We start from the raw sequence: 20,932 nt of genomic DNA, 5'->3' as shown, positions 1-20,932 counted from the left end.
TTCCATGCAACTGAGTGTGCATGAGGTTAATTTAATTGCGCAAAGTATTTATCGAATTTGCTCATCTCGCAATAGAAAATGCACCCTAAGGTGCATTTTTTACGATTATTTATGTCAACAATCGCTATTTTTGCCCTTTGGTAATATCGACTGAAAACAAATCAGCGGTTTTAATCCAGCTGATTGCAACGACTGCCATTGTCATGCATCCGCCAAATATCGTTGCTGTGATCGTTCCTAAGTACTTGGCGGCAAGCCCTGATTCAAAAGCACCCAGTTCATTACTCGATGAAACGAACATTCCATTCACAGCTGCAACTCGACCACGCATATTTTCAGGAGGGTAAACTTGTAAAATAGTTTGGCGCACCACCACGGAAATACTGTCACATGCGCCAGTCATGCCTAAGGCAAACAAGGAAAGCCATAGATTGTTTGAACATGCAAAAATGATGGTAAAGATTCCGAAACCAGCAACCGCAATCAGTATATTTCGCCAAGCGTGATGTGTTGGTGGGAACTTAGTGAGTGCAATCATCGTGATGAGCGCGCCGATCGATGGCGCTGCACGTAGATATCCCAAACCTTCAGGACCTACTTTCAGAATATCTTCAGCAAAGATCGGAAGTAAGGCGATGACACCACCAAACAACACTGAAACCAAATCCAGCGAGATCGCCCAAAGTACAATCTTAGTTTTCCAGATAAATCGAAAACCTTCGCTTAAACTGTCCCAAAGATTGTCTTGTTCCATGGTCGGGAAAGTACGCTTTTTTAACAGTGTGATTAAGCAAAAGCAGATAAATAAAAGCATGGATACAGAAAGTAAGCTATTTTCCCGTCCAATTCCAGCAAGCATAAAACCGCCCAGCATGGGACCAATAATGACACCACTTTGCCATCCGATCGTGGTCCAAGTTGCACCATTTGCATAGAGTTCACGGGGAATTAAAAATGGTTTTAATGATGTTGCAGATGGATTATAGAAACCACGAATAGTACCCAAAGCAAAGATCACAGCATAAATGCCCCAAGACAGGGTGGTGACACCAATCTGTCCATGATCGTAACTGTGAAATAAGTACCAAAGCACTAAGGGTAAAGGGAAAGAAAAGAATAAACATACTTTCATAATACTTTGTTTATTCAGCTTATCGGCAAAATAACCACCCCATAGGGACAATGCGATAAAAGGAATCGCCTCAGCCAATCCAATCAAACCGAGTGTAAGTGGATCTTTGGTAATTTGATACAGTGAATAGGCGACAATAATTTCTTGGATCAAAATTGCCAGTGTTAAGCAAAATTGATTGATCGTGACGATGGAGAAATCTCGATAGCGAAGCGCAGCAAAAGCATCCTGTGCAGGGGTCATAACTGTCCAGTTTTATCATGATGTGACGATTATAAAGATTAAATGCAGATTTTTCTTATGAAAAATGATGGAATTTTCATCGGAAATTACACTGAATAACTGATAAATAGTGCAAGGTTTTGCTTTTGTTTTGTACAGAGATGATTTAGAATATTGCCTCCCTTACCTGCAGGTCGTACTCGCAATGGTGCGAACGTACCGAACAGGTGTTTAAAGAGGTTGTTATGGCTAAGTTAAAAACTCGCCGTGGTGCAGCTAAGCGTTTCAAAGCGACTGCTAACGGTTTCAAGCGTAAACAAGCGTTCAAACGCCACATTTTGACCAAAAAATCTGCTAAACGTATTCGTCAATTGCGCGGTTGTGTCATGGTTCACGTAAGTGACATGAATTCAGTTCGTCGTATGTGCCCATACATCTAAGGAGATTATAAATGGCTCGTGTAAAACGTGGTGTACAGGCTCATCGCCGTCATAAAAAAATTCTTGCTCGTGCTAAAGGTTACTATGGCGCGCGTTCACGTGTTTATCGTGTAGCGTTCCAAGCAGTAATCAAAGCAGGTCAATACGCTTACCGTGACCGTCGTCAAAAGAAACGCCAATTCCGTGCTTTATGGATTGCGCGTATCAATGCTGGTGCTCGTCAAAATGGTTTGTCGTACAGCCGTATGATCGATGGCTTGAAAAAAGCTCAAGTGATCATCGACCGTCGCGTACTTGCTGACATTGCTATGCATGACTCAGTTGCATTTGCTGCTTTAGCTGAAAAAGCTAAAGGTGCATTAGCTGCTTAATCATTTTTGATGATTGAAAAAAGACCGCTTTGTAGCGGTCTTTTTTATGCTTGAATGTTGGCGTTTGAGTAGTGATTTGCCGCATTGACAATAAGAGATGGATAAAAATTATTTAAGGCTTGTACGGCTTGATCAAATAACTGTAGTTCATGACGAGTTGCTTGATTACACCAGGCTTGATCATTTCTCGTTTCACTTTCTAGTAGATAATTTTTATAAAGATTTTCAGCATGAGTTAATAAGCTTGCTGCATAATTGCTTGTGAAGTCCTTTGGGAAAAGATCAAAATGTGTATTGTAATTTTGATGGTCCTTAAATTGAATATTTGCAAGGTGTTCAATCTGATTTGCAGATCCCAATGTAAAAGCGACTTCATTGATATAAACGCAGTCAAAATAAGATTGCGAAAAATGTTTCCAGTCTATGGCTTTTAATTCTCCCAAATTCTCAATAAAACTTTCATTTAAGTCGAACAGTGTATAGGTTGCGATTCTGTCTGTGAGCGCATTGACATTGTTAAAATAAAAATCAGCATCATTGTTCTGATGGTGTAGATACCATAGCTCTTTTTCCTCACAACCGATTAAAATTTGTGGGTGATCATGCCGGTACTGAATTAAAATCATATAGTTATAAAAGTGATCAGACAGATAAAAAATAGGGGATTCTTGTATTGTCGATGCTAATCGTGGCGCGTGGATCAAACTTAATTTATACGCGCCTTTGTGCTTTAAATGATAAAGAATGAGTTGTAATGAACCCGCCAAAAGTTGACCACAATGAAAATCTCTAAGAATTGGATGTAAAATTTGAAAATGAGGCATTTTGTTTAAATCATCTTGAAGGTGATCATTGAGAAATTGGTTGCCATAAATCACCAAAGCCATTTGTCTATAAATTAAATTGAAGTTCATGATACTTCCTTATGCAATTTTTCTTACTTATTTGACCAGATGGAGAGGAAAATAATAATAAGGGTGAATACAACAAATCTGGCAATTTCATAATGTGTTACTAGTCAAAACGCACCGTATAAAAGCCCAATTGTGATAGCACAAAATAAGATCAAGTAGAATATAGAGGTGACAATAAAACTTGATTGGTCTTCACGAGTTTCCAAATCACGGACCAGAAATAAGCGATTAGTCGCTGAACATCATGGATGCTGGCGATGGTGTTCACTCCTTGGTTGATTCAAGTAAAGTTGGGAATTATGTTGTAAGACGAAATTAAATTGCCAATAGTTATTTTGCATGGCAAACGAATAAGCTTAGGTTTATTGTTGAGCTATCAATAGAGCATTAATTTTTAATCAGAAGGTTACGGAGCATCTATGCGTAGGCAATACCATTTCCGTCTTGTGGGTACAGACACATATATTTGGGATGTACACTGTTTGGTTAGATTAAGCCGATATTTGCCCATTCATGAGGTTTTATTATCCGAGATACAGGAACTGAACGAACCTTATTGGTTTCCAGATAAACATCCCACGACACAGCAAATAATTGTACATTTCCAACTGATCCAAGAGGCTGATTTAGCTTATCCTATTATTCTGTCAGCAGATGGAAGAGTCATGGATGGGATGCAGAGTTGCCAAGGCAAAATTACTCAGCCAGCAAAACATTAACGCTGTTCGATTCGATATTACGCCACCACCGGACTATATCAATGTGGATGAAGATGATTTGGATTATGAGGATGAATTGATTGATGAACCGGCTAGACATAAGCCTTCTGAATGATAAATTTGAATATTTGCAGTTGAAATGTACCGTTATTACATAATTTCAACGTGAAACTATTATCGATTTTAAAATAGCTCGCATAGAGTAGAATGATAAAAGTGAAAATATTCTGGAGTATTTATGCGTGTAGAAATTGCGGGTTTACAGCAAGGTGCTATTGAAGTCGAATTACAATTATTGCCAAGAATTGGTGAAACTTTAAAAGTGATGTATGGTGCAGATGCTGAGGTAAAAGGTGAAGTAACTGCTGTTGAACACTATATTAATCAGCATGACAACGAACATAAAGTGATTTTGACGATTCGTCCACTTTTCTGAAAGTTGATCATTCAGCTCAGCAAAAAAAATTAAAATCTTGGTGATAAAAAGTAGCTGTCAGGCTACTTTTTTATTTAAGAAGTGAATTCTAATGAATAAAATTAATGTGGTGGGCACCTCTGCTGTTGGTAAAACCACTTTTGCAAAAAAGCTTGCTGATAAATTACAACTTCATTATATCGAACTAGACGATTTGTTTTGGTTAGATGATTGGGAGGAAACTTCAGACCATGCTTTTTTCTTAAAAATTCAACAGGCAATTGAATCGGCAAAGCATGGTTTTGTAATCGATGGAAATTATACGCGAACAACACATGTTAAATGGCAGACCATTGATACTGTTATATGGTTAGATTTTCCTTTTCATATCAATCTTTACCAATCTATAAAACGTGCCATATCTCGGGCAGTTTTTAACAAGAAGTTGTGGCAACATTCGAATAATCGGGAAAGTTTTGGCAAAATATTCAGTGCTGACTCAATTATTTGGTGGATGATCAAAACTCATCAAAAAAATCGCCAGCAATATATTACAATGATGAATGATCCTCAATATTCACATATTCAGTTTATACATCTGAAATCTCGAAAAGATTGCGATCAATTTTTACGCTCGTTCTAAGTCCTTTATGCTTGGCTAAATTTTATAAATCATCCTAACGGGCTTGATGATGAAGGATTTTAAATAATTTTTGTGATTTTTTGATTTGGAAATGATCTGTATGTTTTATTGAGAGGCATCAAATACCATAACTGCTGGTTATTAAAGCGATATATTGAAACAGACGTTGGATGAGTGATTTATAGCGATTATGATGATTGCGTGATATCAGTTAAAAAAGAAGTGAAAGACAGACAGGAAAATAAAATGAGTGATTCTCAGTTATTAACAACTTTACAAGAACATATAAAGCGTGGACAAAAATATAGTTATTTGTGTTTTTGGGGGCATCGTCAAAAGACACCAGAAAAGATAGACAAGAGCTGTTTAAGCCAATGGTATCCTGCAAAATTTGAAATTGAGGGTGTGGATTATCAAAATACCGAACAATACATGATGGCGCAAAAAGCTAAACTGTTTAAGGATGAAAATATTTTTCAGCAAATTCTTCATACTGATGATCCAAAGAAAATAAAAGCATTAGGTCGTCAGGTCAAAAATTATCAAGATGAAATTTGGATTGCACATCGTTATGAGATTGTGGTTCAAGGAAATCTGGCAAAGTTTTCCCAAAATAACCATCTCCAACAATTTTTGTTGAGTACCTCTGAGCAAATCATTGTTGAGGCTTCACCTGTAGATCAGATTTGGGGGATTGGACTAGCTGCTGATCATGCAGATGCGATGAACCCACTGAAATGGAAAGGTTTAAATTTATTAGGGTTCGCATTGATGGATGTGAGAAAGCAACTTTAGGGTTACTTTCTCATGAGTACAGATTTTATCTGGATATTAAGCCTTATAGTCCAAAATAATAAGCAGCCAGACAGATAAGAATAGTCACGATAATTAAAGCAAAAACGCCTGTCTTTGCTGGTTTGTGCTCATGCTGTGTATGGGATGGATGAGAACTAAACGATTGGCGTTTGTCTGTCTTTATATCCTCAATATTGTCAAATGGAGATGCAATAGCTTTCGGGGTTAAACGCGCAGATTGATAGTGATTGGCAACTTTGACAATAAATTTTGCTTTTAAATCCTCAATCTTCTGCAAGAAGTGACGCAAATTCATTTGTTGTTCTGGGCTCAGACTTTGTTCACTCTCATCATAGGGGTGTTTTATTTTTGCCGAAATAAATTCTTCGAGCGCATCGAAACGATACAGTGTTTCATTGGCATAATCTGCTTGATCATCGCTAGGAATAAGGGCAAGTTTAAGACTACTATCATCTACAATATATTCGCTACTCTTTAAGCCATAATAAGGTAAGTCTCTGTTGATTGGTTCAGAAAAACCTTTGGCATATTGGCTATCAAATAATTCATTGTCTGTATAAACCTGAATATCATCCCAATTTGGGGTCACAAGATCTTGTTCAATACGCTTAATGAGTTTCGCATTAAGATCATAACGCCAGAATATTTCTGTTCGAATATTTGGACGTTGTTGTTCTGGTGCCTCATAGTCATTGTCAGCGCTATACCATTCCGGTAATTCTTTACCAAAAATCCAAGCAGTTTTCTTTTGAGATTCGTGACTGACAATAAAATGAGGAATCGCCAATAATTCAACATTGGCATTGGGGTTCTGCTCATCATTCAAAAGACTTGAGCTATGTAAACTGATGCGATTCACCCCTTGCTTTTTTAAACCTTCAAGCCAAATTTGAAAGTGTTGTGCTAGAAGATGTTGGGTGGTTAAATCTCGAAAGCCAAACGCGTGGTGATTAAAAATGGCATGATTGACCCAACGAGAAAAACTAATTTCTTGGGTCAGATATTGATTGCCATAAGTGACGAGTGCAAGTTGACGTTTCCAGATTTGATCAAGTGCCATTTTTTATAGATCTCAGCGACATTGGATTTATTTTATACCGTTTATAAATCAGAGTTCTAGCGTTTCAACAGTATTCGAACAGGGAAATATACAAATTATCGAGAATTAGTTGTGACTAATCGTATTTTTCGTCAGGAGGAAACTTCATCCAACTGCATAAAAACTGTTAGAATATGCAGTTATATTATTTTTCTAAAATATTGCTTTGAGAGTTACTATGTCACTGGAAGCCCTGACCACTGAAGCGCTCGCTGCGATTGCAGCAGCTCAAGACCTTGCAACACTCGATCAAGTACGAGTGCAATTTACAGGGAAAAAAAGCCAGCTTGCGGAACAATCTAAGGCACTGGGTAAAATGGACCCTGAAGAACGTAAAGTTCAGGGTGCTGCAATTCATGCTGTGCGTGAAGCTATCTCTACAGCATTGACTGAGCGCCAAGATGAATTACAAAAAGCAGCGCTAGAACAAAAGCTTGCAAGTGAAACCATTGATATTACCTTGCCTGGTCGTGGACAGGTTGTAGGCAGTATTCATCCTGTTACTCAAGTTCAGGAACGTATTTGCCAATTCTTTACCAAAGCTGGCTTTACTGTTGCAACAGGTCCAGAAGTTGAAGATGACTATCACAACTTTGAAGCACTCAATATTCCAGGGCACCATCCTGCACGTGCAATGCATGATACTTTTTATTTTGATGCCAATCATTTGTTGCGTACGCATACTTCAGGTGTGCAAGTCCGTACTATGGAAAACAATCAACCTCCGATTCGTATTGTATGTCCTGGCCGTGTTTATCGTTGTGACTCTGACCAAACGCATTCACCTATGTTTCATCAAATCGAAGGTCTGTACGTTGCTGAAAACACCAGTTTTGCTGAATTAAAAGGCTTGTTGATTAACTTGTTGAACGAGTTTTTTGAAAAAGACTTAAAAGTTCGTTTCCGTCCTTCATATTTCCCGTTCACTGAGCCAAGTGCGGAAGTGGATATTATGGATGAGCGTGGTCGCTGGTTAGAAGTTTTGGGGTGTGGAATGGTGCATCCTAATGTATTGCAAGCCGCGGGTATTGATCCTGAAAAATATAAAGGTTTTGCTTTTGGTTTGGGTGTAGAGCGTTTTGCAATGTTACGTTATGGCATTAACGATTTGCGTATGTTCTATCAAAACGATGTGCGTTTTTTACGCCAATTTGCTTAACAAATTTATACCTCTCCCTAACCTCTTCTAAACAAAGATGGAATGTCCTAGACAAAAGACGAAGGGTTCTCCCAATTTTCAAAGGGAGTTAGAGAGGAATTCATAAATATTGAATATAGGTTTTAGAAATGAAAATTAGCGAAAATTGGCTTCGCACATGGGTTAACCCAGCAATTGATAGTGATACTTTATCTGACCAACTCACGATGTTGGGACTTGAAGTTGATGAGCTTGTACCAGCCGCTAAACACTTTACTGGTGTTGTGGTGGGGGAAGTTTTAACGGTCATTCAACATCCTGATGCAGATCGTTTACGTGTAACCACTGTAAACATTGGTTCAGGAGAACCTCTACAAATCGTATGTGGTGCACCGAATGTACGTGTTGGCATGAAAGCACCAGTTGCGACAATTGGTGCAGTACTTCCTGGTGATTTTAAAATCAAGAAAGGTAAGCTACGTGGCGTTGAATCACAAGGGATGCTATGTGGTGCTTCGGAAATTGATCTTGAAGATAAAATTGATGGGCTTTTAGAGCTTCCTGATGATGCACCGGTTGGTGTAAACATCCGCGAATATTTAAATCTGGATGACCATGTCATTGATATCAGTATTACCCCGAACCGTGGAGACTGTTTTAGTATTCGTGGTGTAGCACGTGAAATTGGTGTAATTAATAAACTTCCAGTGACAGCACCTGAAATTACAGAAGTGGCTGCAACCATTGCAGATCAAAAACAAGTTCATGTCAGCACTGATGGATGTCCACGTTATTTAGGTCGTGTTATAAAAAATGTAAATACCAAAGCAGCTACCCCTGAATGGATGGAGCAGGCTTTGGCTCGTTCAGGGATTCGTCAACACAGTATTTTGGTGGATATTACCAACTATGTATTGATGGAACTAGGACAGCCTTTACATGCTTTTGATGGTGGTCAAGTTCAAGGTTCAGTCCATGTACGCCAAGCAACAGCAAATGAAAAACTTGTTTTATTAAATGAGCAAGAAATTGAATTGACTGAAGACGTTATGGTCATTGCTGATGATGCTAAAGCGCTCGCTATTGCAGGGATTATGGGGGGATTATCTTCTTCTGTAACAGATGCAACGACAGAGATCTTCCTTGAGTCTGCGTTCTTTGCACCATTGCATATTGCAGGTCGTGCGCGCCGTTATGGCTTACATACTGATGCTTCTCAACGCTATGAACGTGGTGTGGATTTTGAATTGCCAATGATCGCGATGCATCGAGCATCACAATTGATTCAGAGTTTAGCGGGTGGTGAATTTGGTCCAATCACTGTGGCTGAACGTACCGCGCTTTTACCTAAACGTGAAGCCATTGAATTAACTCAAGCACAAGTTGATCAATTACTTGGTTATTCTGTTGAATCAGCATTTATTACTGATGCACTTCAACGTTTAGGTTGTGTTGTAACAGTCAAAGCTGAAGGCGAGTGGACTGTTGTACCGCCATCACATCGCTATGATATGGCAATTTATCAAGACTTAATTGAAGAAGTTGCTCGTATTCATGGTTATGACAATATCCAAATTAGTTTGCCTGTGATTGATGTCAAGCTTGCTAAGCATCAAGATCAGTTTGAATTGCCACAATTACGTCAAACCCTGGTGACTTTGGGCTATCAAGAAGCAATCAGTTTTAGCTTTGCTGATTTAAAGCTGGAGAAGCAATTAAATTCTCAAGTTAATCCATTGGCATTGGCAAATCCAATTTCAAGTGATTTGGCTGTAATGCGTTCTACTTTGCTTTCAAGCTTAATCCCTTGTATTCAATACAATATTAACCGCCAACAAAGTCGTGTGCGTTTCTTTGAGTTAGGTTTACGTTTTGATTATCAAAATGCTCAAACTATTGATGACTTAAATCAGATTCCAACTTTGGCAATGATTGCGGTGGGCTCAAAACATGCTGAATCATGGCATGGCAAAGCTCAAGGAATGGATTTCTTTGACTTCAAAGGAGAGGTTGAAGAAGTTTTAGCTGCTGGACGGGTTCAAGTTGAATATGTGCGTTCTGAGCGTGAATGGTTACATCCAGGTCAGTCAGCAGAGATTTTAATAGATGGAAAATCGGTTGGTTATTTGGGGCGTTTACATCCATCTTTAGAAAATGCACTGGATTTGAGCACGACTTGGGTTGCCGAACTTGATCAATCGGCTGTTTTGCAAACTTATGTATCTAATTTTACAGAATTATCACGATTTCCGTCGGTTAGACGTGATATTGCGCTTGTAATTAGTGATAAGATTAATGTCAGTGAAATTCAGCAACTTATTGAAAAAACCGGTGGGGAGCTTTTAGACTCTACATGGTTATTCGATGTGTATACAGGGCAAGGTGTTGAGCAAGGTAAGCGCTCTTTGGCATTTGCATTGTTATGGCAACATCCATCACGTACACTTGAAGATGCTGAAATTAAATCCGGTATGGATCATATCATTCAAGTGTTAGAAAGCACTTACCAAGCGACATTGAGGGCCTCATGACAGCATTAACAAAAGCAGAAATGGCTGATCATTTAAGTGAGCTTACGAGTTTAAACCGTCGTGAAGCAAAACAAATGGTCGAGTTGTTCTTTGACGAAATTAGCCAAGCATTAATTGCAGGCGAACAAGTTAAACTTTCAGGTTTTGGTAATTTTGAACTACGTGACAAACGTCAACGTCCAGGTCGAAACCCAAAAACTGGCGAAGAAATTCCAATTTCGGCACGTCGAGTTGTTACGTTCCGCGCAGGACAGAAGTTTAGACAACGTGTAGGCACAGAACAAGAAGGTTAATCAACCCACTTGATTTTGTAAAAACCCCAAGCCATTTTGCTTGGGGTTTTTTATTATTTACGCATACGAGAGCTTAAAAATAAATTAAACTATAGCTAATCTGTTGAAAAAACCATACAGTAAATATAATTTCTAGATCAATAAAATCAATGTGATCAATATATTGTTTGATGATATAAAGCTTTCACTGCCAGGCTTTAGCGCTAAAGTTTAAATCGTTTTCCGTAAGCGATGACGCTCATTACTTAACCCGTTTCTTGTTTAACCGCATTCTTGCGCAAACAAAGTAGTATTTTGTTTTTGCTCATATATCTTTAGCCAACATATGGCGTCCATGTGGCTTCACGATGGAAAGATGGTCTATGATTTAAAAGTATGATCCTAGCCAAAATAAATGAATCGGGAGATCTTCTAATCCTTTGTATCAAAGCATAAAGATCATTGACTATAAATGATTGATATCAAATTCTTGGTATGAATAGTCTGCGGCTTTGATTATAAAAATAATGTTCGTTTTTTAAGGATTAAAAGTGAGATGGAGGATTCATCACTTGAGTGTATTTCAATATAGCATCTTGACAGTATGGAATCGAAGCGGGGCGTTCTAAATTGGCTGGATAAGTTTATTCAATGAATTAGGGCATGTGTTTCGAATCAGTTCGCAGATTTGAGGATAATTATTGATTTGAAAGCAAAAAAAAGAGAACCAAAGGTTCTCTTTTTTTGATAATAATCTAAGCGATTATTATTGAGCAGCTGAAGCAGCAGCTGAAGCGTCAGCAGCAGCAGCAGTAGCGTCAGAAGCAGCAGCAGTAGCGTCTGCAGCAGCAGTAGCAGCAGCGTCAGTTGCAGAAGCAGCAGCAGCGTCAACAGCAGCAGTAGCTTCAGAAGCAGCTTCTACAGCTTGAGAAGCAGCAGCGTTTGCATCAGCAGCAGCTTCTTCAGTTTTTTTAGCACAACCAACGAAAGCTAAAGTAGTAGCAACTGCAGCAGCAATAGCGATTTTTTTGAATAACATGGCATCACTCTCATAAAATTAATTGAGACAAAAAACCCAAGTTAGCCTGTTTTTTGCTTTTTGCATGAGCAGTCTAACTGGTATGCGAATATGCTATCACTGCGCATTTTGAATTGCTACTGTCTAGATGAAAAAAACTGACCAAATTGATGAAAAAATGATGCTTTTTTAACAGTTAATTACAATTAATTCGCACTTTTAGATTGGATTATTGATAATTAAGTTATTAAAAAATATAAAAAATATGCGAGAATGATTTTTATATTCAATTATTTGCAAAATGCTGTTACGCCAAAAATCAGCAATTGTATATTTATGTAAATTCTGTCAACCAAAAAAAAGGTCACTATATCAGTGACCTTTTTTGACTTTTTATACCAATCAGTTGGCAGCTTTACGCTTCATTTGATCGAAGAAATCATCATTGGTTTTGGTTTCTTTCATACGATCTAAAAGGAATTCCATCGCCGCTAACTCATCCATTGGGTGGAGAAGCTTACGTAAAATCCAAACTTTGCGTAGGTTTTCTTCACTCATGAGGCGTTCTTCACGACGAGTACCTGATTTCTTGATATTCATGGCAGGGAAGACACGTTTTTCAGCAATACGACGATCCAAGGTAATCTCTTGGTTACCCGTACCTTTGAATTCTTCGTAGATCACTTCATCCATTTTACTGCCTGTTTCAATCAATGCAGTTGAAATGATTGTCAGTGAGCCGCCTTCTTCAATGTTACGTGCCGCACCAAAGAAACGTTTCGGGCGTTCAAGTGCATGTGCATCTACACCACCGGTCAATACTTTGCCTGATGAAGGTACAACAGTGTTGTAAGCACGTGCTAAACGCGTGATTGAATCTAACAGAATCACCACATCTTTCTTATGTTCAACAAGACGTTTGGCTTTTTCAATCACCATTTCGGCAACTTGTACATGGCGTGCTGGAGATTCATCAAATGTTGATGCAACAACCTCGCCACGAACAGTACGTTCCATTTCAGTCACTTCCTCTGGACGTTCATCAATCAAGAGAACGATAAGGAAACATTCAGGGTTATTACGGACAATGGATTGAGCAATGTTCTGTAACAACATTGTTTTACCCGCTTTAGGCGGCGCAACAATAATTGAACGTTGACCTTTACCAATAGGAGCAACCAAGTCAACAACACGTGCTGTTAAATCTTCCGTTGAACCATTTCCTAGTTCCATTACCAATTGCTCAGTTGGAAACAATGGGGTTAGGTTTTCGAATAAGATTTTATTACGTGAATTTTCAGGTGTGTCATAGTTAATTTGATTAACTTTTAATAATGCAAAGTAACGTTCACCTTCTTTGGGTGGGCGAATCGTTCCCGTAATCGTATCACCTGTGCGTAGGTTAAAACGACGGATTTGTGATGGGCTAACATAAATGTCATCAGGACCTGCAAGATAAGAACCTGCAGCCGAGCGTAGAAAGCCGAAACCATCAGACAAAATTTCAAGAACACCATCACCAAAGATTTCTTCACCATTCATTGCATGGCGCTTTAGGATGGCAAAAATGATGTCTTGCTTACGGTTACGAGCCATTCCTTCAAGGCCCATAAACTCAGCAATTTTAATGAGTTCGCCAATCGGTTTTTTCTTGAGTTCAGTTAAATTCATAAATGGTCAGATTGAATAAGGATGTGTGGAACACAGATAAAGAGAAAAGAAGCAAAAGTCGCCAACAGTGCAATAGGTGAGTTGATGTTGTATAGACACAAAAACAAACTCAGAGTCTATGTAGTTCTTTCGAGGAGAAATATGTAAAACAATTTCTGTTGCCGAACGGCGATCTTATGTGTTGTCCTTTAAGAAACAGGCAGAGAATCCTTATGTTCCTTGAGCATGAAATATAAGTGAGATCAACAAGTTTGTCAAATTATAGTCGAAAAAAAATACGCCAGAAAATCAAGCGTATTTTTTGTTTTTGCAGATTTATACAAATAATCTATAAATTCAGCAAATTAAATATTTTCTTCGATGAAAGCAGTCAGTTTAGATTTTGGCACCGCACCGATTTGTTGAGCAACCACTTCACCATTTTTAAACATCAATAATGCTGGAATGTTACGGATATTATAGTTAACTGCAGTTGCTTCGCATGCAGTCACATCCACTTTAACAATCTTTACTTTGCCTTCAAATTCTGTAGAAAGTACTTCAAGAACAGGTGCAATCGCTTTACATGGTGCACACCAACCTGCCCAGAAATCTACAATTACAGGAATATCTGATTCAAGAACGTCTGCTGCGAAGTTGTCATCAGTTGTGTTTACGATATTGCCAGACATGGATTTTGCTCCAAAAATATTTTAAAGATGAATCAATCTATGAAGCTAAGTATTACATAGACATCTTTAACAATGTAGGGGAATGTTTAAATTTTCATTCTTATTTGTGAGAATGTCCAATTGATGCTCACGATATTTACAATCGGTTCCTTAGAAAACTCAATCTAATTGTCATATAATTGTCATATATGCTGAAAAAATAATGACTCATCAAATTGTCTAAATAAATGGCTTTTAAAAAGCGTGCATGTGAATTAATCTAAGCAACAATTCAGTATGAGTTTGTATAAATAATGTCTGATTTTTTGATTGATGAAGAATTACTTGCTGCCATCGATATGGGGTCGAATAGTTTCCATTTAGCAATTGCTCGAGTGGATCATGGTGAAGTTAAAAAAGTTGCTTCGATGTCAGAAAAAGTTCAGCTTGCTGCTGGATTGGACGAGAATAAAAACTTAACTGAAGCAGCGCAACAACGTGGTTTAGCCTGTTTGGCACGTTTTGTAGGAAGATTGAGTTCAGTGCAACCGAATCGTTTACGGATTGTTGCGACGAACGCTTTACGTCAAGCAAAAAATGGGCATGAATTCATTCAAAAAGCAGCTGAAATTCTACCTAAACCGATTGAAATCATTGCAGGACGAGAGGAAGCACGTTTAATTTATTTAGGTGTGTCTCATACCATGGTCAATAGTGGGCGCCGTCTGGTGATTGATATTGGTGGTGGTTCTACAGAATTAATTATTGGTGAAGAATTTGAGCCAATTCATACTGAATCTTTACAAATGGGATGTGTGGCATTCACAAAAGCCTATTTCCCTGAAGGTGATATCAACAGTAAAGCTTTTGAAAAAGCAGTTGTTGCTGCACGTAAAGAACTATCTTCTATTGCCAATACATATAAGGCAGCTGGATGGGACACTGTGGTGGGTTCGAGTGGAACAATCAAAGCGTGTCGTCAAATTGCTGTCAATATGGGATGGAGTGACGAACAAGAGAATTTAACTCGAGAAGGTTTAGAAAAATTAAAAGACAAACTTTTAAAATTTAAACATATCTCCGATATGGAGTTTGATGGATTAAAAGAAGATCGTCGAGCTGTTTTACCTGCGGGTATTGCGATTCTCTATGCTGTTTTTGAAGTACTGAATATCGATAAGCTGGTTTACTCTGATGGTGCATTACGAGAAGGCGTCATGTATGACTTGCTTGGGCGTTTTCAACATGAAGATATTCGAGACCGTAGTGTGCAAGCGATGGTGGGGCGTTATGGTGCAGATGCCAAACAAGCTGAACGTGTGGTTGAAACAGCACAACATCTCTTTAATGGTGTAGCAAATACCTTACATTTAAATAGTGATGACAGTGATCTATTGCGTCGCGCAGCTTATTTACATGAAATTGGTTTGGCAATCAGTCACAGTGGTTATCAAAAACACAGTGCTTATCTCTTACAGCATTCCGACATTCCTGGTTTCTCACAAATTGATCAGAATCATTTGTCACATTTGGTCGCTCACCATCGTCGTAAATTACGTACAGATGCCAAACTTGATGTGCTAAAAGTAGGTGGAAACAAGCTACTACACCTATGTTTGCTCCTCCGTCTCGCTGTTTTACTCAATCACAGTCGCAGTGATGAGATGCTTCCTGCCATTGAATTGACAGTGGATAATGCGCAACAATGGCAACTCAGCGTTTCTGGCGATGCCAAGCAATGGCCTTTACTGGTTGCAGATTTGCATGATGAGCAAGTGCAATTTAAGCATTGGGACATTGAATTGAATATTCAGTCGGAACAGTTTATCGATTAACTAAAGGTCTTGTGTTGATTGAATGAATTGTATAAACCATTCAATAGCACTTGATCCTGAACTTCCGATGTGTGAGGCATCGGTGAATTAGGGATAATACTCGACTTATGAAAAATAAAGCTGCTCAATCTAAAGCTTGGAAAACGGTTCAAATTGCACGTCATCCTGAACGCCCGCAATTTTTGGATTATGTAGGCGAAATTTTTACTGAATTCGATACCTTACATGGCGATCGTCTTTATGGTGATGATGGTGCAATGGTTGGCGGATTGGCGCGTTTTAATGGTCAGCCTGTCATGGTCGTTGGTCAGCATCGTGGTCGTAGTACCCGTGAAAAATTACAGCATAACTTTGGGATGTGTAACCCAGAAGGCTATCGTAAGTCACAGCGTTTGCTGGATATGGCAGAACGTTTTAATCTTCCAGTATTCACATTTATTGATACGATGGGGGCATACCCAGGCATTGGTGCTGAAGAACGTGGTCAAGCAGAAGCGATTGCAACCAGTCTTGCTCAACTTTCAAGCTTAAAAGTTCCTGTTATTGCAACAGTTTTAGGTGAAGGCGGCTCTGGTGGGGCTTTGGGAATTGGTGTGGCAGATCGTGTGGTTATGCTGTCTCATAGTATTTATTCAGTGATTTCACCAGAAGGCTGCGCTTCTATTTTATGGAAAACAGCGGACAAAGCAGAACAAGCCAGTGAAGCACTTGCACTTACAGCAGACAAACTCAAAGAGTTAGGTGTAGTTGAATATGTTGTCGATGAAGGCGAGGGAGCACATTTGCAACCATTTGAGGTTATGGAAAAACTCAAAGATGTGTTAAAACAAGCGCTTGATGAATTACAGCCTATGACTGCGGAAGATCGATGCGAAGCACGTTATCAACGTTTAATGAAGTTTGGCAGCGACAATTTAGGTCTCGCTTCTTAAAACAACACGCTCAATTTGCTGAAAATACGCATTTCCTCATTGGATGCAGTGGTGGCATGGATTCCATGTTATTGCTGCATTTGATGGTGCAGTTTTTCCCTCATCACGTTCGTGCAATATACGTCAATCATCAGCTACAAACAGCCAGTGATGAATGGGCTGATTTTGTTGCTCAACAATGTACCATCTTACAGATTCCTTATATTATTCAAAATGTTCAAGTTGCTGAAGGCAATCTTGAAAATCAAGCACGCCAAGCCCGTTACGATGCTTACCTTCAACATATAAAAACCGACGAAGTATTGGTGCTCGCCCATCATCAACAAGATCAAGCTGAAACCCTGATTTTACGCCTATTATCAGGTGCAGGTGTTGCTGGATTGTCTGCGATGAAATCAAAAGATCAGCGCGAACAACTGACCATTTGGCGCCCCTTGTTGGATATCTCTCGTGAGCAGATTTGCCAATGGGTTCAACAGTTACAGATTACCTATGTCAATGATCCGACTAATCTAGATACTCAGTATGATCGTGCGTGGTGTAGACATGAACTTTGGCATATTTTGCAAAGCCGTTACCCCAAAATGCAACAAGCATTGGCGCGCACCAGTTATTTGATGCAAGATGCCAATGAAATTCTCAATGAAGTGCTACAACAAGATCTTAGTTTCTGTGGAAATGAAGAAAAGCTTGATTTAATAAAACTCAAGCAATTGTCATTGGCAAGACAGCGCCAACTTCTATCTACATGGATGAAGGGACAGGACACCTATCGACCTGCTTTTGAAATGGTGCAGCGCCTATATGATGAAGTGATTGACTCTAAAACAGATTCACAAGCAGCATTACATTGGAATCATTTCTATTATTTGCGTTACCAAAATCATTTATATCGCGTTGAACAGCAACACTATTTAGCAGCGCAATCGAAACAGCAAGTTCCCGAGCAAACATATCAATTTCAACTTCATCAGCAACTACAATTCACATCTGGTGTATTTCAAATTGAACGATCTAAAATAGGTCTGTCTTTTGCATTATTTAATCAGAAGCTGACATTGAAACCACGTTTAGGTGGTGAAAAAATTCATCTTTATGGCAGAATAGGTGCTTGGCCTTTAAAAAAGGCGATTCAAGAAGCACATATTTTTCCTTGGATGCGTCATACAATTCAAATATTAAGTGTAGATAATGTTATGCTTGGGGTGTTTACACCAAATGGTTTTTGGTTGGCACAGTCTGAATACTGTGAAATCGGTGGTTGGCAACCAAATTTAATCTCTAAGATAAAAACTAAGGTCGAGTGTGATTCATGAGTGCAGCTTTAAATTGTAATATTACTTTCATTGGTGGTGGGAATATGGCTCAAGCCCTAATTGGTGGCTTATTGAGTCGTGGCTTACCTGCTACACGTATTACAGTTTCTGATCCCTTTGAAAAAATTCGACTGTTGTTACAAGAAAAAGATGTCCATGTTACTGAAGACAATATAGAAGCGATTAAACATGCAGATATTGTTGTATTTGCAGTAAAACCTCAAGTTTTAGGAAGCGTGCTTAAGCCCTTGAAAGGTTTACTTGATGATAAATTGCTGATCTCTATTGTTGCAGGCGCTGAAATTAAAACGATTTCAGATTTGACAGGCAGTGAGCGAATTGTCCGTGTAATGCCGAATACTCCTGCATTGGTTCAAACTGGTGCACATGGTATCTATGCCAATCCAGAAGTAAGTGCAAAAGACCGTGAATTGACCACGCAGGTTCTTGCGGCAACTGGTTTAACCCTTTGGGTAAATTCAGAGGCACAGATTGATGCTGTAACCGCAGTTTCGGGTTCAGGTCCTGCATATTTCTTCTATATGATGGAAAGTATGATACGTGCTGGTAAAAATATGGGGTTGGATGAAAAGGTGGCAACGGCATTGACTTTGCAAACCGCATTGGGTGCAGCACAAATGGCAATTACCAGTTCAAGCGCTCCATCTGATTTACGTAAAAATGTAACTTCCCCTAATGGGACAACTCAAGCGGCTTTAGAAGTATTTGATCGCGCTCAAATCTCTCAAAATATTCAAACAGCTTTGGCTGCTGCGCAAAAGCGTAGTCAGGAATTGGCTCAAGAATTAAGCGACAGTATTAAATAATTTTTGATTTTAGGAACGTTCAAGTATGGGTGCAAATTCTGCGCAAATTTTTGGCATTATTATTAACGTAGCGATTTTGCTCGTATTCTTTCGTTTTTTAATGCAATTGGCGATGGTCAGTCCATACAACCCTGTGGTGATGTCGACAGTCAAAGCAACCAAGATTGTAGATCTATTTAGCCGAATTTTTCCGACGATGGCGAAAGGGCGTGTCAATACGGCTGCTTTGGTTTTAGTGGTAGTGTTATATCTACTCAAAATCTTTGGCATGATGTATTTGCAAGGTGCAATGCCAAATAGTCCTGTACACCTCATTATTCTCACTTTTGTGACCATGATTCAGGACTTGATTCGCTTTTGTCGTTATTTAATTTTTGCGACGATTATTTTGAGTTGGGTGGTGATGTTTACTCAATCAAGATCGCCTTATATTGAAGTGATTCAAGAGTTGGCTGAGCCATTATTGGCGCCGTTCCGTCGAATTATGCCAAATATGGGGATGATTGATCTTTCTCCTATTTTGGCTATCTTGGCATTGATTATTGCTGAAAAAGTCATGGAATATGCTGCAATTGCGCTACTAACTGGTCTTTAATAGGCAGTATTCTTTTAGCGTCAAATAGATTGATGATCCTTTATAAAAAACCGAGTTGTATAACCAACTCGGTTTTTTTATAGGTTATGGATGTCTTTTTTAATTGTGAATTTAATTTAAATCTATCGCGAATCTACTGAAAAACTTATAGTTTAAAATCAATGCGATGAATGTATTTTTGAATGAGCGAATGCTTTCATTGCCAAAACTTACATCTAAAGTTTAAATCGTTTTGTGTAGGTGATTCTTCACTTTGCTTAACTAATTTTTATTTAGTCGCTTTCTTGCGCTGCAAACAAAGCAGTGCTTTGTTTTTGCTTATATCCTCCCGCTCAACATGGTGACATTCATGTCGCCTCACGATAGCAAGGCCAACTGTAAATCAATAATACAAAAAACTGTTTAAGCAAAACTTTTTAAAAATTCATATAAAAAGCATAAAGTTGATTGAGTGTACATGCTTTAAATCAAAACATTTGTATGAACAATCGGGCAATTTAGCTATATTTTTTAAGGTTTTATATTCTATCGTATTCAGTGATCTTAGCTTAGCTCTATCAATATTAGAGCCTTCAATAAAGACTTATATATCACATAAACGAACTATAAATTTATAAAAACTCATAAGGACATATTTAAATAAATCATATGAGACTAGACAGAATCGTATGTATACTGATCAATATTTTTAACAAATATTAAAAACTATGTTAAATAATATTTACTTTTTATTGGAAAAATTGGGATTAACAACACAAAAGCGTGCACTACATGCCCAGTTCAGTAATCATACTCTCAATGACCATGTATTCTTGCAATGTATTCATGGGACACATGCCATCAATGATGGGGTGAACTTACAACTGATTTGTCTATCTACGCAGAACAATATCGCATTAAAAAGCTTTATAGGCTGTCGTGTAGCCATTGATGTGGTCAATGATCGCTCCGAACTCAATCGTATTTCAGGGATCGTGACCAAAGCAGAGGTGGGTGCCTCTGATGGTGCGTTGACGATTTATCGCTTAACAGTAGAAGACCCAACCGCACTATGGAAACAGCGTAGAAACTCGCGCGTATTTATGAATATGTCTGCTTTACAGGTAGTCGAAGTTATATTTAATGAATGGCGAGACAGATCTCCACTGTTTGCTTCAAGTTTAACTTTGGAGAAAAGTGGTCTAACCAAAGACTATGATATTCGACCACTCATTATGCAGAATAATGAACGAGATATAGATCTTATTCAAAGGCTTCTAGCATCGGAAGGTGTGACGAGTTTAATTGATGAAGCACAGCTTAAAGTCTCTCATTTTAATGAACCCATCCAGCCTCAAAAACTTCGATTGATTGATGACAATACTCAATACGAAAGT

20 protein-coding genes and 1 pseudogene are annotated in these 20,932 nt (G+C 38.5%); 15 read left to right on the top strand and 6 right to left on the bottom strand.

The genetic code is table 11. The features are described 5' to 3' along the window. Positions 1-124 precede the first annotated feature (124 nt). Positions 125-1,375, bottom strand: a complete 1,251-nt coding sequence (locus ACINWC743_RS12325; RefSeq protein WP_009585751.1) for an MFS transporter — start codon at positions 1,373-1,375, stop codon at positions 125-127. A gap of 224 nt (positions 1,376-1,599) precedes the next feature. Here ACINWC743_RS12325 and rpmI point away from each other — a divergent pair, with 224 nt between their 5' ends. Next, on the top strand, positions 1,600-1,794 hold the full coding sequence (gene rpmI, locus ACINWC743_RS12320; RefSeq protein WP_002054552.1) for a 50S ribosomal protein L35: 195 nt from the start codon (positions 1,600-1,602) through the stop codon (positions 1,792-1,794). An 11-nt stretch (positions 1,795-1,805) separates the two neighbouring features. Beyond that, positions 1,806-2,165, top strand: coding sequence for a 50S ribosomal protein L20 (rplT, locus tag ACINWC743_RS12315; RefSeq protein WP_004723060.1), 360 nt, complete (start codon positions 1,806-1,808; stop codon positions 2,163-2,165). Between the two features lie 44 nt (positions 2,166-2,209). Here the strand turns inward: rplT and ACINWC743_RS12310 are convergent, their stop codons facing one another. Continuing rightward, positions 2,210-3,079, bottom strand: coding sequence for a hypothetical protein (locus ACINWC743_RS12310; RefSeq protein ID WP_009585705.1), 870 nt, complete (start codon positions 3,077-3,079; stop codon positions 2,210-2,212). A 419-nt stretch (positions 3,080-3,498) separates the two neighbouring features. Between ACINWC743_RS12310 and ACINWC743_RS12305 the strand changes: the two are divergent. The 4 genes and pseudogenes from ACINWC743_RS12305 (at position 3,499) to ACINWC743_RS12290 (ending at position 5,651) form a co-directional block, all read left to right on the top strand. Then, positions 3,499-3,913 (top strand): annotated as a pseudogene (locus ACINWC743_RS12305) (hypothetical protein). 123 nt (positions 3,914-4,036) lie between these two features. After that, the gene (locus tag ACINWC743_RS12300) at positions 4,037-4,234 is read left to right on the top strand and encodes a hypothetical protein (RefSeq protein WP_009585662.1); all 198 of its coding nucleotides are present in this window, start codon (positions 4,037-4,039) and stop codon (positions 4,232-4,234) included. A gap of 91 nt (positions 4,235-4,325) precedes the next feature. Next, entirely contained in the window at positions 4,326-4,856 is a 531-nt protein-coding gene (locus ACINWC743_RS12295) for an ATPase AAA (protein WP_009585716.1), read from the top strand. 246 nt (positions 4,857-5,102) lie between these two features. Continuing rightward, the gene (locus ACINWC743_RS12290; protein WP_009585759.1) at positions 5,103-5,651 is read left to right on the top strand and encodes an NADAR family protein; all 549 of its coding nucleotides are present in this window, start codon (positions 5,103-5,105) and stop codon (positions 5,649-5,651) included. Positions 5,652-5,694: 43 nt separating this feature from the next. On the opposite strand, the gene ACINWC743_RS12285 is transcribed toward ACINWC743_RS12290, so the two are convergent. Next, positions 5,695-6,732: a hypothetical protein gene (locus tag ACINWC743_RS12285; protein ID WP_009585726.1), complete on the bottom strand. Its 1,038-nt coding sequence runs from the start codon at positions 6,730-6,732 to the stop codon at positions 5,695-5,697. 217 nt (positions 6,733-6,949) lie between these two features. On the opposite strand from ACINWC743_RS12285, the gene pheS reads away from it, so the two are divergent. The 3 genes from pheS to ACINWC743_RS12270 all read left to right on the top strand — a co-directional run bounded on the left by pheS (position 6,950) and on the right by ACINWC743_RS12270 (position 10,733). Further along, on the top strand, positions 6,950-7,930 hold the full coding sequence (gene pheS, locus ACINWC743_RS12280) for a phenylalanine--tRNA ligase subunit alpha (RefSeq protein ID WP_004827876.1): 981 nt from the start codon (positions 6,950-6,952) through the stop codon (positions 7,928-7,930). Positions 7,931-8,058: 128 nt separating this feature from the next. After that, positions 8,059-10,440, top strand: a complete 2,382-nt coding sequence (pheT, locus tag ACINWC743_RS12275) for a phenylalanine--tRNA ligase subunit beta (RefSeq protein ID WP_009585714.1) — start codon at positions 8,059-8,061, stop codon at positions 10,438-10,440. Next, positions 10,437-10,733, top strand: coding sequence for an integration host factor subunit alpha (locus tag ACINWC743_RS12270; RefSeq protein ID WP_004827881.1), 297 nt, complete (start codon positions 10,437-10,439; stop codon positions 10,731-10,733). The genes pheT and ACINWC743_RS12270 overlap by 4 nt, the downstream gene beginning before the upstream one ends. 745 nt (positions 10,734-11,478) lie before the next feature. Here the strand turns inward: ACINWC743_RS12270 and ACINWC743_RS12265 are convergent. The 3 genes from ACINWC743_RS12265 to trxA form a co-directional block, all read right to left on the bottom strand. Continuing rightward, positions 11,479-11,751 carry a hypothetical protein gene (locus tag ACINWC743_RS12265; protein ID WP_005030898.1) on the bottom strand — a complete coding sequence of 91 codons (273 nt, stop codon included), beginning with the start codon at positions 11,749-11,751 and terminating at the stop codon, positions 11,479-11,481. Positions 11,752-12,132: 381 nt separating this feature from the next. Then, positions 12,133-13,401, bottom strand: coding sequence for a transcription termination factor Rho (gene rho / locus ACINWC743_RS12260; RefSeq protein WP_004827884.1), 1,269 nt, complete (start codon positions 13,399-13,401; stop codon positions 12,133-12,135). Positions 13,402-13,745: 344 nt separating this feature from the next. After that, on the bottom strand, positions 13,746-14,072 hold the full coding sequence (gene trxA / locus ACINWC743_RS12255) for a thioredoxin (protein ID WP_004827886.1): 327 nt from the start codon (positions 14,070-14,072) through the stop codon (positions 13,746-13,748). A gap of 293 nt (positions 14,073-14,365) precedes the next feature. On the opposite strand from trxA, the gene ppx reads away from it, so the two are divergent. The 6 genes from ppx to ACINWC743_RS12225 all read left to right on the top strand — a co-directional run. Beyond that, positions 14,366-15,886: an exopolyphosphatase gene (gene ppx, locus ACINWC743_RS12250; protein WP_005030896.1), complete on the top strand. Its 1,521-nt coding sequence runs from the start codon at positions 14,366-14,368 to the stop codon at positions 15,884-15,886. 107 nt (positions 15,887-15,993) lie between these two features. Beyond that, positions 15,994-16,818: an acetyl-CoA carboxylase carboxyltransferase subunit alpha gene (locus ACINWC743_RS12245; protein WP_004827891.1), complete on the top strand. Its 825-nt coding sequence runs from the start codon at positions 15,994-15,996 to the stop codon at positions 16,816-16,818. Next, entirely contained in the window at positions 16,755-18,134 is a 1,380-nt protein-coding gene (gene tilS, locus ACINWC743_RS12240) for a tRNA lysidine(34) synthetase TilS (protein ID WP_080971990.1), read from the top strand. Before ACINWC743_RS12245 ends, tilS begins: the two co-directional genes overlap by 64 nt. Continuing rightward, positions 18,131-18,961, top strand: coding sequence for a pyrroline-5-carboxylate reductase (proC, locus tag ACINWC743_RS12235; RefSeq protein WP_004827895.1), 831 nt, complete (start codon positions 18,131-18,133; stop codon positions 18,959-18,961). Before tilS ends, proC begins: the two co-directional genes overlap by 4 nt. 25 nt (positions 18,962-18,986) lie before the next feature. After that, positions 18,987-19,556: a YggT family protein gene (locus ACINWC743_RS12230; RefSeq protein ID WP_004827896.1), complete on the top strand. Its 570-nt coding sequence runs from the start codon at positions 18,987-18,989 to the stop codon at positions 19,554-19,556. Positions 19,557-20,263: 707 nt separating this feature from the next. Continuing rightward, the coding region (locus tag ACINWC743_RS12225) for a phage late control D family protein (RefSeq protein ID WP_009585694.1) at positions 20,264-20,932 on the top strand (669 nt) is incomplete at its 3' end.

The sequence above is a fragment of the Acinetobacter sp. WC-743 genome (genome assembly GCF_000335555.1).
Lineage (GTDB): Bacteria > Pseudomonadota > Gammaproteobacteria > Pseudomonadales > Moraxellaceae > Acinetobacter > Acinetobacter bereziniae.
Note: the sequence above shows the minus strand (reverse complement) of the source record. Positions and strands in the feature narration are given on the sequence as shown.